Raw genomic sequence first — 13,242 nt, 5'->3', positions numbered from 1 at the left:
TCCGTACGCCGATCCCACCGCGAGATCATGACGTCGGCAGTTCGGGGAAGGGAGACGACTGGTGGAATCGACGGAGCGGCGGGCCTCGAACCGCGTCGCCACGGTGCGACCGGTGACCCCGCGACAACGGGCGGCACGCGCCGCACGCAACGGCGGTGAGCCGACTCTCGAGTTCGCCGACCTGGTGCCGTACGACGCGTACGTGCGGGCCAGCGCGCTGCACCAGTTGCAGCAACCTCTCAGTGACGACCCCGGCGAGATGTCGTTCCTCATGGTCAGTCAGATCATGGAGCTGTACTTCGGACTGACCTGTCACGAACTGCGCGAGACCCAGCGACTGCTGCGCGCCGACCGGATCTGGGACGCGCTGGCCCCGCTGCGCCGGGCCACCCTGCACCTGGAGGGGTTGAACGCCGCCTGGCAGGGACTGCGCTGGATGACCCCGGCCGACTTCAACCGGTTCCGCAACCTGCTCGGCGAGGGCAGCGGCTTCCAGTCCGCCATGTACCGGCACCTCGAGTTCCTGCTCGGGCTGCGCGACCCGGCGCTGATCCGCCCGTTCCGTCGGCAGGCCGAGGTGCACGCCGCCCTCAGCGCGGCGATGGCCGCCCCGAGCCTCTGGGACGACGTCGTCGCGCTGTTGGCCCGGCGCGGCTTCGACATCCCGGCCGACGTGCTGGACCGCGACGTGGCGGTCGAACACGACCCGCAGCCGCAGGTCGAGGCCGCCTGGGTGCGGATCTACGCCGAGAACGGCCCCGACAACCACCTGCGGCTGCTCGGCGAGGCGCTCAGCGGTGTCGCCGAGGAGTTCGGCGACTGGCGCTGGAACCACGTCAAGGCGGTGCAGCGGACGATGGGCGCGAAGGTCGGCAGCGGCGGTTCCGCCGGCCTGGCGTGGCTGCAACGGAGCATGGCCCGGGTGGTCTTCCCGGAGCTGTGGTCGGCCCGCACCGCGATGTGACCGGAGAGCGAGACATGCACATTCCTGTTGACGAGGCGTACCGCCTCGACGAGGCCGACCCGGGTCACCGGCACCTCTTCCACGTGCCGCCCGCCGACGGCGGCGACCACCCCGAATCGGCGTACCTGGCCGGCAACTCGCTCGGTCTGCAACCCCGCGCCACCCGCGACGAGCTCCTCGCCGACCTGGACGCCTGGGGGCGGCTCGGCGTCGAGGGGCACCTGGAGGCCGAGCGCGCCTGGTTGCCGTACCACGAGCTGTTGACGGGCCCGGCCGCCCGACTGGTCGGCGCCCGGCCCGCGGAGGCCGTGGTGATGAACTCGCTCACCGTCAACCTGCACCTGCTGATGGTCAGCTTCTACCGCCCGGCCGGCGCGCGTACCCGCATCGTCATCGAGGACAGCGCCTTCCCCTCGGACAGTTACGCGGTGCGCAGCCAGGCGAGGTTCCACGGCCTGGACCCGGACGACACGGTGGTCCGGCTGCGCCCCCGCCCCGGCGAGGACGCGCTGCGCACCGAGGACGTCACCGACTACCTGGCCGCCGAGGGCGACCGGGTCGCGCTGGTCCTCCTCGGCGGCGTCAACTACCTCACCGGTGAGCTGCTGGACATCCCGGCGATCACGGCCGCCGGCCGCGCGGCCGGCGCGGTGGTCGGCTGGGATCTCGCCCACGCGGTCGGCAACGTGCCCCTCGCGTTGCACGACTGGGACGTCGACTTCGCGGCCTGGTGCTCGTACAAGTACCTGAACTCCGGTCCCGGGGCGTTGGCCGGCGTCTTCGTGCACGAGCGCCACCTCGGCGATGAGGACCTGCCGCGCTTCGAGGGCTGGTGGAGCACCGCGGCGGCCACCCGGTTCGAGATGACGCCGGTGTCCCGCCCACCGTCCACCGTGGAGGCGTGGCAGATCTCCAACCCGCCGATCTTCGCGATGGGTCCGGTGCGTACCTCGCTGGAGGTGTTCGACGCGGTCGGCATGCCGGCGCTGCGCGCCCGCAGCCTGCGCCTCACCGGCTGGCTGGAGTCGCTGCTCGACGAGGTCACCGTCGACCGGCCGCTGCGGGTGGTCACCCCGCGCGACCCGGCGCGGCGGGGCTGCCAGCTCTCGGTCCGCATCGGCGCCGGCAGCGCCGCCGAGCTGACCAAACGCCTACGGTACGAACACGGCATCATCGCCGACGCCCGGGAGCCGGACGTGGTCCGTTTCGCCCCGGTGCCGCTCTACTCGACGTACCTCGACTGTTGGCGGGCCGCCGCCGCACTGGCCGCGACCGTGGGGCAGGTGAACCCGTGACGGCCCGGCGCGACGAGGTCGCGATCATCGGCGCCGGCCTGGCCGGGTGCCTGGCCGCCTGCTTCCTGGCCCGGCGGGGTTACCCGGTGGCCCTGTACGAGCGGCGGCCGGACCCGCGCACCGGCACGGCCGAGCGCGGGCGTTCGATCAACCTGGCGCTCTCCGAGCGCGGGCTGGACGCGCTGCGCCGGATCGGCCTGGCCGAACAGGTGATGGCCGACGCGCTGCCGATGCGCGGCCGGATGATCCACCCGGTCGAGGGGGAGCCGCAGTTCCAGTCGTACAGCGCGGCCGGCGACCGGGCGATCAACTCGATCAGCCGGGGCGCGCTGAACAACGCCCTGCTGGACGCCGCAACCGCGCTGCCCGGGGTACGGGTCGTCTTCGACCACCGTCTCGTCGGGCTCGACCCGACCGACGGCTCGTTGAGCTTCGACACCCCGCAGGGCCCGGTCGCCGCCAAGGCGTCCGTGGTGCTGGGCGCGGACGGCGCGGGCTCCGCCGTACGCGGGCAGCTCCTGGCGCACGGGCTGCTGAGCGAGAGCGTGGACTTCCTCGACTACGGCTACAAGGAGCTGACGATCCCGCCGCTGGGCGGGGACTTCGCCCTCGACCCGGACGCCCTGCACATCTGGCCGCGCGGCACGTCGATGATGATCGCGCTGCCGAACCCGGACCGCTCGTTCACCTGCACGCTGTTCTGGCCCAACGAGGGGGCCGGCAGCTTCGCCGCCCTGGACAATCCGGCCGCGATCCGGGCGCACTTCGCCGAGCGGTACCCGGACGTGGTTCCCCTGGCCCCGGCCCTGGTGGACGACTACCAGCACAACCCGGTGGGTGTGCTGGGCACGGTCCGCAGCACGCCCTGGCAGGTCAACGGTACGGTCGGCCTGATCGGCGATGCCGCGCACGCCATCGTGCCGTTCTACGGCCAGGGCGCGAACTGCGCCTTCGAGGACGTCGTCGAGCTGGACCGCTGCCTCGACGAGTGCGCCGACGAGTGGACGGCGGCGCTGCCGTTGTTCCAGCGCCGCCGGCAGGAGAACGCCGAGGCCATCGCGCAGATGGCGTTGACCAACTTCGTGGAGATGCGGGACAAGGTCGCGTCCCCGGTCTTCCAGGCACGACGGCGGGTGGAGCACGCGCTGGAACGGGCCCTGCCCGGCCGGTACGTTTCGCAGTACGAGCTGGTGTCCTTCTCCACCACCCCGTACGCCGAGGTGCGCCGCCGGGTGCGCCGGCAGCACCGGGTGCTCGGCGCGGTCGCCGGTGGGGCGGCGCTGCTGCTGGCCGGTGCGATCACGGCGGTGCTCAACCGAGGGAGGCGCGCGTGACGAACCTCTGGGACCCGACGTTGATGACCGGCCACGCGCCGGCCGGGCTGCCACGGCTGCGCAACTTCGTGGGCGGCGAGTTCGTCGACGCGGGGTCGACGTTCACCAAGGTCAGCCCGGTGACCGGCGAGCCGGTCTTCGAGGTGGCCGAGGCGTCACGGTCCACCGTGGACGACGCGGTCGCCGCCGCCCGCGCGGCCCTGCGCGGGCCGTGGGGCCGGATGGGCGAGCGCGAGCGCGCCGAGGTGCTGCGTCGGGTCGCCGACGAGCTGGAACGCCGCTTCGACGACCTGGTCACCGCCGAGGTCGCCGACACCGGCAAGTCCATCGCCCAGGCCCGTACGCTGGACATCCCGCGCGGCGCGGCGAACTTCCGGGCGTTCGCCGAGATCGTGGCGACCGCACCCACCGAGTCGTTCACCACGGTCACCCCGACCGGCGGCCGGGCCCTCAACTACGCGGTCCGCAAGCCGGTCGGCGTGGTCGCGGTCATCGTGCCGTGGAACCTGCCGCTGCTGCTGCTCACCTGGAAGGTCGCCCCGGCGCTCGCCTGCGGCAACGCCGTGGTGGTCAAGCCCAGCGAGGAGACACCCGCCTCGGCGACGGTGCTGGCCGAGGTGATGGCCGCTGCTGGCGTACCCGAGGGTGTGTTCAACCTCGTGCACGGCTTCGGTCCGGACTCGGCGGGGGAGTTCCTGACCCGCCACCCGGGCGTGGACGCGATCACCTTCACGGGCGAGTCGGCCACCGGCGGCGCGATCATGCGGGCCGCCGCCGACGGGGTGAAGGCGGTCAGCTTCGAGCTGGGCGGCAAGAACGCCGGCCTGGTCTTCGCCGACGCCGACCTGGACGCGGCGATCGCCGGCTCGGTGCGGTCCAGCTTCACCAACGGCGGTCAGGTGTGCCTCTGCACCGAACGCATCTACGTGCAGCGGCCGGTCTTCGAGGAGTTCACCGCCCGGCTGGCGAAGCGGGCCGGCGAGCTGGCGTACGGCTGGCCGACCGACGAGGCCACGGCCACCATGCCGCTCATCTCACCGCAGCACCGGGCCAAGGTGCTCGGCGCGTACGACCTGGCCCGGTCCGAGGGCGCCGAGGTGCTGACCGGCGGCGGTACGCCCACCTTCGGCGACGCCCGGGACGGCGGCTCGTACGTGCAGCCCACGGTGCTCGCCGGCCTCGGCGCGGACGCCCGCACCAACCGGGAGGAGATCTTCGGCCCGGTGGTGCACGTCGCGCCGTTCGACACCGAGGACGAGGCGTACGCCCTGGCCAACGGCACCGACTACGGCCTGGCGGCGACGGTGTGGACCCGGGACGTCGGTGTGGCGCACCGGGCCGGGGCGCGGCTGGACGCCGGCATCGTCTGGGTCAACACCTGGTTCCTGCGGGACCTGCGAACCCCGTTCGGCGGGGTGAAGGCGTCCGGCATCGGTCGGGAGGGCGGCGTGCACTCGCTGGACTTCTACTCCGAACTCACAAACGTCTGCGTGGACCTGTCGTGACCGGGGGAGTGAACGTGGAAGCCGACATCGAGGCCGCCAACCGGGAACTGGCCGAGGCCCGCAGCAGCGGCAAGCCGTGCCCGCCGCTGCGCGGCCGGTTGCTGCCGGAGGGGGACGTCGAGTCCGCGTACCGCGTGCAGCAGTTGCAGACGCGGGCCTGGCAGGGCCGGGGCGAGCGCCGCGTCGGCGCGAAGATCGGGCTGACCTCCCGGGCGGTGCAGGAGACCTTCGGGGTGTTCCAGCCGGACTTCGGGATGCTGACCGACGAGATGGCCGTCGGCGACGGCGTCGAGGTGCCGATCGACCGGCTGCTCCAGCCGCGGGTCGAGGCGGAGATCGCGTTCGTGCTCGGCGGCGACCTCGCCGAGGAGCGGATCACCACGGTCGACCTGATCCGCGCGGTCGACCACGTGCTGCCCGCCATCGAGATCGTCGACTCACGGGTCGCCGGCTGGGACATCTCCATCGTGGACACGATCGCCGACAACGCCTCCAGCGGGCTGTTCGTGCTGGGCACCACGCCCCGGCGGCTCGCCGACGTCGACCTGCGACTGTGCGGGATGGTGCTGGAGCACGCCGGTGAGCCGGTCTCGGTGGGCGCGGGCGCGGCCTGCCTCGGGAACCCGCTGCACGCCCTGCACTGGCTGGCGGCCACCCTCGCCCGGGCCGGTGACCCGCTGCGCGCCGGTGACGTGGTGCTCTCCGGGGCGCTCGGCCCGATGGTCCCGGTCACCCCCGGGGCCGCGTACGAGGCCCGGATCTCCGGGCTCGGCTCGGTGCGCACCTGCTTCAGCAAGGGGGTGTCCGCATGACCACCGGTGTGGCGGTGCTCGGTTCCGGAAACATCGGGACCGACCTGATGATCAAGGTTCTTCGGCTGAGTGACAGCCTGCGGATGGTGGCGATGGCCGGTATCGATCCGGCCTCCGACGGCCTGGCGCGGGCCCGTCGCCTCGGCGTCGCCACCACCGCCGACGGTGTGGACGGCCTCGTCGCGATGCCCGAGTTCGCCGACGTCGAACTGGTCTTCGACGCCACCTCGGCCGGCGCGCACCGCCGTCACGACGAGGTGCTCCGGGCGCACGGCCGCACCGTGGTCGACCTGACCCCGGCCGCGATCGGCCCGTACGTGGTGCCGCCGGTCAACCTCGACGAGCACCTGCACGAGCCGAACGTCAACATGGTGACCTGCGGCGGCCAGGCGACCGTGCCGATCGTCGCCGCCGTCGGTCGGGTCACCCCGGTGGCGTACGGGGAAATCGTCGCGTCGATCGCCTCGAAGTCGGCGGGGCCGGGCACCCGGGCCAACATCGACGAGTTCACCGAGACCACGGCGCGAGCCATCGAGGTGGTCGGCGGGGCCGAGCGGGGCAAGGCCATCATCGTGCTGAACCCGGCGGACCCGCCGCTGCTCATGCGGGACACCGTCTACTGCCTCTGCCCGGACGCCGACGCCGACCGCGCCGCCATCGCCGCCTCGGTCAGCGACATGGTGGCGAGGGTGCAGGAGTACGTCCCCGGCTACCGGCTCAAGCAGGACGTGCAGTTCGACCGGGTGCAGGCGTACCTGCCGTCGCTCGGACGGCAGCTCACCGCCCTGCAGGTGTCGGTCTTCCTGGAGGTCTCCGGCGCGGGCCACTACCTCCCGGCGTACGCCGGGAACCTGGACATCATGACGTCGGCCGCGCTGCGGACCGCCGAGCGGCTGGTGGCCCTGCGCGCGACGGGAGCGGTGGCATGACCGACCTGTACATCCAGGACGTGACCCTGCGCGACGGCATGCACGCCATCGCCCACCGCTACACGGTCGAGCAGGTACGCACGATCGCCGCCGCGCTGGACGCCGCCGGGGTGGCCGCCATCGAGGTCGCGCACGGCGACGGGCTCGCCGGATCCAGCGTCAACTACGGCCACGGAGCGGCCAGCGACGCCGAGTGGATCTCCGCGGCCGCCGAGGTGCTGACCTCGGCGAAGCTGACTACCCTGCTGCTGCCCGGCATCGGCACGATCGCCGACCTGAAGGCCGCCCAGGCGCTCGGGGTGACGAGCGTCCGCATCGCCACCCACTGCACGGAGGCGGACATCTCCGCCCAGCACATCTCCTGGGCCCGGGAGAACGGCATGGACGTGGCCGGGTTCCTGATGATGTCGCACATGAACGATCCGGCCGGGCTGGCCGGGCAGGCCAAACTCATGGAGTCGTACGGGGCGCACTGCGTCTACGTCACCGACTCCGGCGGCCGGCTGCTGATGTCCGACGTGGCGCAGCGGGTCGACGCGTACCGGCAGGTCCTCGACCCGGAGACGCAGATCGGCATCCACGCGCACCACAACCTGTCCCTCGGCGTTGCCAACAGCGTGCTCGCCGTGGAGCACGGCCGGGTCCTCGGTGACGGTCCACTCGGGTCGCCGTCGGGTCGGACCGTCCGCGTCGACGCCTCCCTGGCCGGGATGGGCGCGGGCGCCGGCAACGCGCCGCTGGAGGTCTTCGTGGCGGTCGCCGAACTGCACGGCTGGAAGCACGGCTGTGACGTGTTCGCGCTGATGGACGCCGCCGACGACATCGTCCGCCCGTTGCAGGACCGGCCCGTCCAGGTGGACCGGGAGACGCTCTCCCTCGGGTACGCCGGGGTCTACTCCAGCTTCCTGCGGCACGCCGAGCGGGCCTCGGCGAAGTACGGCGTGGATGTGCGCTCGATCCTGGTCGAGTTGGGCCGACGTCGGATGGTCGGCGGCCAGGAGGACATGATCGTCGACGTCGCACTCGACCTGGCCGGCAAGGAGCAGCAATCATGATCGGACCGGACATCGCGGGGATCGCCGAGAAGTTGGGCGCGGCGGCCGACACGGCCACCGCGATCCCGCAGCTCGCCGCCGAGACCGGCCTCGACGTGGACGGCGCGTACGCCGTGCAGGCCGCGCTGGTGCAGCGCCGGCTGGAGCGCGGCGAGCGGCTGGTCGGGCTGAAGATGGGGCTCACCAGCAAGGCGAAGATGGCCCAGGTCGGCGTGGACGAGGTGATCTGGGGACGGCTCACCGACGCGATGCGGGTGCCCGACGGTGGCGCGGTCGACCCGGCCGCGTACATCCATCCCCGGGTCGAGCCGGAGGTGGCGTTCCTGCTGGACCGGCTGCCCGAGCCGGGTGAGCCGGTCGGCGACTTCGCCACGGCGGTGCGCGCGGCCGCGCCGGCCATCGAGCTGATCGACTCCCGGTACGCGGACTTCCGCTTCTCGTTGCCGGACGTCATCGCGGACAACACCTCGGCCGCCGCGTTCGTGATCGGCCCGTGGTCCCCGGTGCCGGCGGGCCTGGACAACCTGGGCGTGCTGCTGGAGGTCGACGGCCGGGTGGCGCAGGTCGGCTCGACGGCGGCGATCCTCGGCGATCCGCGCCGCGCGCTCGACGAGGGCATCCGACTGGCGGGCCGGCACGGGGTGCGACTGGAGTCGGGCTGGGTGTTCCTGGCCGGCGCGGCCACCGCCGCCGTCCCGCTGCGCCCGGGCGCGCACGTCCGCGCGGTCGTCGAGAAGCTCGGCACCGCGTCTCTGCGGGCGTCGTCGTGAGCGGGGTCGTCGTCGCCGGCAAGGCCGTCCCTCGGGGGGCCTTTCCGCACGTCAAGGTGGCGGGCGGGTTCGTCTTCGTCTCCGGTACGTCGTCCCGGCGGCCGGACAACAGCTTCGCCGGCGTCCAGGTGGACGAGTTCGGCACCACGAACCTGGACATCCGGGCGCAGACGCGGGCCGTCATCGAGAACATCGGCGACCTGCTGCGGTCGGTCGGCGCGGACCTCACCGACCTCGTCCAGGTGACGTCGTACCTGGTCAACATGAACGACTTCGGTGGCTACAACGAGGTCTGGGCGGAGTTCTTCGACGCGTCCGGCCCGACCCGTACGACGGTGGCGGTGCACCAGCTGCCGCACCCGCACCTGCTCATCGAGATCCAGGCCGTGGCCCTTCTTCCCTCGGGAGGTCAGTCGTGAGTGAGATCGCCGAACCGTTCAGCTTTCCCGGCTGGATCGCGGAGAACCAGCACCTGCTGAAGCCTCCGGTGGGCAACAAGGAGATGTTCCCCGGCGGGGACGACTTCATCGTGATGGTGGTGGGCGGCCCCAACCAGCGCACCGACTTCCACGTGGACCCGTACGAGGAGTTCTTCTACCAGGTCAAGGGCAACATGCACATCAACCTGATGACCCCGCAGGGTCCGCGTACGGTGCACGTGCGCGAGGGTCAGATGTGGATGCTGCCGCGCAACACCCCGCACTCGCCGCAGCGGCCGGAGGCCGGCTCGATCGGTGTGGTCGTGGAGCGGGTCCGCGAGGAGGGCACGCTGGAGACGTTCCAGTGGTACTGCCCGGAGTGCGGGCACAAGGTGCACGAGGTGGAGTTGCAGGTCCGCGACATCGCGGCCGACCTGCCGCCGGTGTTCCAGGCGTTCTACGCGGACGAGTCGGCGCGTACCTGCGCGAACTGCGGCACCCTGCACCCGGGCAAGGGCTGATGCCCGCTGATGTGGTCGACGTGCACACGCACGTCGTACCCAAGGGGTGGCCGGACCTCGGCGCGGCGTGCGGCGGGTCCGGCTGGCCGTGGTTGCGGGTGGACTCCGAGCGCGCCGCCATGATCATGGTGGGGGAGACGGAGTTCCGGCCGATCGGCGCCGAGTGCTGGGACGCGTCGCGCCGACTGGCCGACATGGACGCCGACGGTGTCGCCGTGCAGGTGGTGTCGCCGACGCCGGTCTTCTTCAGCTACGACCGTCCGGCCGACCAGGCCGTCAAGGTCGCCCGGATCTTCAACGACCTGACCCTGGAGGTCACCGCGGCCGGCGGTGACCGGCTGGTGCCGTTCTGCCAGGTGCCCCTACAGGACCCGGACGCCGCCTGCGCCGAGCTGGACCGCAGCCTCGCCGCCGGGCACGTGGGCGTGGAGATCGGCAACCACGTCGGCGACCGGGACCTGGACGACGCCGGGGTGGTGACGTTCCTGCAGCACTGCGCCGAGGTGGGCGCCCCGGTCTTCGTCCACCCCTGGGACATGCCCGGCAGCCCCCGGCTGGACCGCTGGATGGCCCGCTGGCTCACGGGCATGCCCGCCGAGACGCACCTGTCGGTGCTCGCGATGATCCTGGGCGGCGTCTTCGACCGGGTGCCCGAGACGCTGCGGATCTGCTTCGCGCACGGCGGGGGCAGCTTCCCCTTCTGGCTAGGCCGCGCCGACAACGCCTGGCACCGCCGTGGCGACCTGGTCCGGGGCGCGTCCGCCGCCCCGCCGAGCAGCTACGTCGACCGGTTCAGCGTCGACTCGGTGGTCTTCACGCCGCCGGCGCTGCGGCTGCTGGTCGACACGCTGGGGGAGGACCGCGTGCTGGTCGGCAGCGACTACCCGTACCCGCTGGGGGAGCGGCCCGTCGGCGCGGTGGTCGACGCGGCCGACTTCCTCACCGACGCCCAGCGCGACAAGCTCCGATCCACGAACGCCCTGCGCTTCCTGCACGGGCGGCGCTGACGGCGTACCCCCGGTGGTGCCCCCGCACGACGGACGGCCGCGACGGGCCGACGGACCCTGTTCTGTTGCCTTTGCTCTGCTTCAACCCACGCAACACCACGTGTCCGATAAACGGACATCGGCTGTTGCCTCCGTTGAAGCAGAGCAAAGGCCGCCGGCAGGAGTCGACCCGCCGCCGGTGTTGCCTCCGTTGAAGCAGAGCAAAGGACGCCGGCAGTAGTCGGCCCGCCGCCGGGCGGACGAGCGGGCGACCGGTGAGGGGGTTGCCTCCCGACACGGCCGGGTCGGTATCGGGAGCAGCAGCCTCCGCCGCGAAGGGCGACCGCCGTGTCGACCCGCCGACAGCCGCTCCCAGCGGGCAGGATGAGGACATGGCCGAGCCGCACGACCTGACCGCGCTGGAACAGGCCGCCGCCATCGCCCGCGGCGAGCTGTCCAGCGTCGAGCTGGTCGAGCACTCCCTGCGCCGGGTGGCGGCGCTCGGCGACACCGTGGGCGCGTTCGTCACGGTCACCCCGAGCTGGCCCTCGCCGCCGCTCGCGCCGCCGACGCCGCGCCGGCGCGGGCGCGCGGGCCGCTGCACGGCGTACCGACCGCCATCAAGGACCTCACCCTCACCGCCGGGGTACGCACCACCTTCGGGTCGGCCGCCTTCGCCGACTTCGTCCCGCCGGTCGACGCCGACGTGGTCCGGTTCATCAAGGCCGCCGGCCTCGTCAGCCTCGGCAAGACGACCACCTCGGAGCTGGGCTGCTCGCTCTACTCGGAGGGCCGCGTCGCGCCGCCGGCCCGCAATCCGTGGCAGTTGGCGTACACCGCCGGTGGTTCCAGTGGCGGCGCGGCGGCGGCGGTCGCGGCCGGCCTCGTGCCCGTCGCCCAGGGGTCCGACGGCGGCGGCTCGCTGCGCATCCCGGCGTCGCTCTGCGGCCTGATCGGCTACAAGCCCAGCCGTGGCCTGGTCTCCGGCGGGCCGCTCGGCTCCGGCGCGTTCGGGCTGCCCACCAGCGGGCCGATCGGGCGGACGGTGGCCGACATCGCCGCGCTGCTCGACGTCATGGCCGTCCCGGTGCCCGGCGAGCCCTACCTGTCGCCGCCCGCGCCGCCCGGCGGATACCTGGCCGCCGCCCGCCGGGCCGAGCCCGGCCGCCTGCGGATCGGCCGGTTCACCACGCCCATGCTCGCCGACGAGCCGGTGCACCCCGACTGCGTCGCGGCCGTCGACTCCGCCGCCGCGCTGCTCGCCGCCGCCGGCCACGAGGTGGTCGAGGTGCCGCCGCCGCTCACGCCGGCGGTGTGGCCGCTGTTCGAGATCATCTGGTACGTCCTCGCGCTCGCACCGGTCCCGGCGCAGCGCGAGCCGGAGTTGCTGCCGCTGACCCGGCTGCTCCGCGCCCGGGGCGCCGAGGTGTCCGCGGGGACACTGTCCGCGACCCTCGGGGAACTACAGGCGCAGGTACGCCTCGGCGCGGCCCGCACCGCCGACTGCGACCTCCTGCTCTGCCCCACTCTGGCCGCCCCGCAGGCGCCCGTCGGCTGGTTCACCGCCGACGGCGACCCGGCGGCCGATTTCGACCGGCAGCGCCGCTTCTCGCCCTACTGCGCCATCTTCAACGTCACCGGCGACCCCTCGGTCTCCCTGCCCCTGGGCACCACGACCACCGACGGGCTGCCCGTCGGGGTGCTGCTCACCGGCCGATACGGCGACGACGCGCGGCTCATCGCTACCGCTGCGCAACTGGAGCACGCCAGTGACGGATGGGATCGGCACCCCGCAATCTGGCGGGCCGTCGACTCCGCTAACGTGAATGGCGACGGAGTTGGCCGGTCGCCATCATGATCGTCCATCCGACCCGCTTGTTCGAGGTCCTTCTTCCGCCTGGGGGCGTTGGGATTGTCTGTTACCGAGACGGTGCTGGTCTTCGTCGGCATCCCGTTGGCGGCAGTGCTGGTGATCGCCGGCCTGTCGTACGCCGGTAGCCGTGGGGGTGCCACCGGCGGTGGTGGTGGCGCCAAGCGCTACCGGCCGGGCCGGCCCTTCGACTTCACTCCGGTCTGGTTCCTGGGCCGCCCGGAGCAGCTGGCCGACTCGGCCGGCACCGCGCTGACGGCGGGCGCGCAGGCGCCCGCGCTGACCAGCCACAAGCTAGAGCAGGCCAGCGTCGAGGCGCCGGCCGGTGGAACCGGAGGCGCAAGTGACCGTTGGTGAGAAGCCGACCGGGACGGAGAATCCGCCCGAGGTGCTCGACGGGCCCTTCTCGACCCGTCAGCTGCTGCGCATCGACGAGGCCCTGCGCCTGGCCGACAAGGGCACCGGCCTGGTCTTCTCGGTGTTCGTCGGCGGCCTCGACGAGCCGATCCGCGAGCACGCCCAGCGGCTGCACCGCCAGCTCGCCGACCCGGACAAGTCGGTGCTGATCGCCCTGTCGCCCAACCAGCGGCAGCTGGAGATCGTCACCGGGCGCCACGCGCGCAAGCGCATCCCCGACACGTACGCCAAGCTGGCCGCGCTCTCGATGGTCGGCGCGTTCAGTGGCGGCGACCTCGCCGGCGGCATCATCAACGGGCTCGACCAGCTCGCCAGCCACGCCGGCAAGGGCTGATTCCTCCCTCGTACGACGAAGCCCGACCCGC

Annotated in this window: 13 protein-coding genes and 1 pseudogene; all 14 read left to right on the top strand. The window is 72.8% G+C overall.

Annotated features, from left to right (window positions below; translation table 11 throughout):
* Window positions 1–61: 61 nt before the first annotated feature.
* A complete protein-coding gene (locus tag ACQP0N_RS26500; protein WP_433114953.1) occupies window positions 62–964 on the top strand; it encodes a tryptophan 2,3-dioxygenase in 903 nt (300 codons plus the stop codon).
* Between the two features lie 14 nt (window positions 965–978).
* Window positions 979–2,259 (top strand): kynureninase, encoded by a 1,281-nt coding sequence (kynU, locus tag ACQP0N_RS26495; protein ID WP_433114951.1) that lies wholly within the window; start codon window positions 979–981, stop codon window positions 2,257–2,259.
* On the top strand, window positions 2,256–3,593 hold the full coding sequence (locus ACQP0N_RS26490) for an FAD-dependent oxidoreductase (RefSeq protein WP_355052285.1): 1,338 nt from the start codon (window positions 2,256–2,258) through the stop codon (window positions 3,591–3,593). Before kynU ends, ACQP0N_RS26490 begins: the two co-directional genes overlap by 4 nt.
* Before the next feature lie 23 nt (window positions 3,594–3,616).
* The gene (locus tag ACQP0N_RS26485) at window positions 3,617–5,098 is read left to right on the top strand and encodes a 2-hydroxymuconic semialdehyde dehydrogenase (protein ID WP_355052326.1); all 1,482 of its coding nucleotides are present in this window, start codon (window positions 3,617–3,619) and stop codon (window positions 5,096–5,098) included.
* 14 nt (window positions 5,099–5,112) lie between these two features.
* Complete coding sequence (locus ACQP0N_RS26480; protein WP_433114948.1) at window positions 5,113–5,910, top strand: 2-keto-4-pentenoate hydratase; 798 nt, start codon at window positions 5,113–5,115, stop codon at window positions 5,908–5,910.
* Window positions 5,907–6,839: an acetaldehyde dehydrogenase (acetylating) gene (locus ACQP0N_RS26475; RefSeq protein WP_433114946.1), complete on the top strand. Its 933-nt coding sequence runs from the start codon at window positions 5,907–5,909 to the stop codon at window positions 6,837–6,839. The genes ACQP0N_RS26480 and ACQP0N_RS26475 overlap by 4 nt, the downstream gene beginning before the upstream one ends.
* On the top strand, window positions 6,836–7,894 hold the full coding sequence (gene dmpG / locus ACQP0N_RS26470) for a 4-hydroxy-2-oxovalerate aldolase (RefSeq protein ID WP_433114944.1): 1,059 nt from the start codon (window positions 6,836–6,838) through the stop codon (window positions 7,892–7,894). The genes ACQP0N_RS26475 and dmpG overlap by 4 nt, the downstream gene beginning before the upstream one ends.
* On the top strand, window positions 7,891–8,664 hold the full coding sequence (locus tag ACQP0N_RS26465) for a 2-keto-4-pentenoate hydratase (RefSeq protein WP_433114942.1): 774 nt from the start codon (window positions 7,891–7,893) through the stop codon (window positions 8,662–8,664). The genes dmpG and ACQP0N_RS26465 overlap by 4 nt, the downstream gene beginning before the upstream one ends.
* Window positions 8,661–9,083 (top strand): RidA family protein, encoded by a 423-nt coding sequence (locus ACQP0N_RS26460; RefSeq protein WP_433114940.1) that lies wholly within the window; start codon window positions 8,661–8,663, stop codon window positions 9,081–9,083. The genes ACQP0N_RS26465 and ACQP0N_RS26460 overlap by 4 nt, the downstream gene beginning before the upstream one ends.
* Window positions 9,080–9,604: a 3-hydroxyanthranilate 3,4-dioxygenase gene (locus ACQP0N_RS26455; protein WP_355052291.1), complete on the top strand. Its 525-nt coding sequence runs from the start codon at window positions 9,080–9,082 to the stop codon at window positions 9,602–9,604. Before ACQP0N_RS26460 ends, ACQP0N_RS26455 begins: the two co-directional genes overlap by 4 nt.
* On the top strand, window positions 9,604–10,611 hold the full coding sequence (locus ACQP0N_RS26450; protein WP_433114937.1) for an amidohydrolase family protein: 1,008 nt from the start codon (window positions 9,604–9,606) through the stop codon (window positions 10,609–10,611). Before ACQP0N_RS26455 ends, ACQP0N_RS26450 begins: the two co-directional genes overlap by 1 nt.
* A gap of 371 nt (window positions 10,612–10,982) precedes the next feature.
* Window positions 10,983–12,448: pseudogene (locus tag ACQP0N_RS26445) on the top strand (amidase).
* A 54-nt stretch (window positions 12,449–12,502) separates the two neighbouring features.
* Complete coding sequence (ctaJ, locus tag ACQP0N_RS26440; protein ID WP_433114935.1) at window positions 12,503–12,817, top strand: aa3-type cytochrome oxidase subunit CtaJ; 315 nt, start codon at window positions 12,503–12,505, stop codon at window positions 12,815–12,817.
* Window positions 12,804–13,211 (top strand): DUF5130 family protein, encoded by a 408-nt coding sequence (locus tag ACQP0N_RS26435; RefSeq protein ID WP_355052294.1) that lies wholly within the window; start codon window positions 12,804–12,806, stop codon window positions 13,209–13,211. The genes ctaJ and ACQP0N_RS26435 overlap by 14 nt, the downstream gene beginning before the upstream one ends.
* The last annotated feature ends 31 nt before the right edge of the window (window positions 13,212–13,242 follow it).

Origin of the sequence: Micromonospora sp. CA-246542, assembly GCF_050942905.1 — a bacterium.
Taxonomy (GTDB): domain Bacteria; phylum Actinomycetota; class Actinomycetes; order Mycobacteriales; family Micromonosporaceae; genus Micromonospora.
Note: the sequence above shows the minus strand (reverse complement) of the source record. Positions and strands in the feature narration are given on the sequence as shown.

Coding starts and splice junctions, on each gene's coding strand:
- kynU (WP_433114951.1), top strand. CDS start 979: ATGCACATTCCTGTTGACGAGGCGTACCGCCTCGACGAGGCCGACCCG.
- ACQP0N_RS26475 (WP_433114946.1), top strand. CDS start 5,907: ATGACCACCGGTGTGGCGGTGCTCGGTTCCGGAAACATCGGGACCGAC.
- ACQP0N_RS26485 (WP_355052326.1), top strand. CDS start 3,617: ATGACCGGCCACGCGCCGGCCGGGCTGCCACGGCTGCGCAACTTCGTG.
- dmpG (WP_433114944.1), top strand. CDS start 6,836: ATGACCGACCTGTACATCCAGGACGTGACCCTGCGCGACGGCATGCAC.
- ACQP0N_RS26450 (WP_433114937.1), top strand. CDS start 9,604: ATGCCCGCTGATGTGGTCGACGTGCACACGCACGTCGTACCCAAGGGG.
- ACQP0N_RS26465 (WP_433114942.1), top strand. CDS start 7,891: ATGATCGGACCGGACATCGCGGGGATCGCCGAGAAGTTGGGCGCGGCG.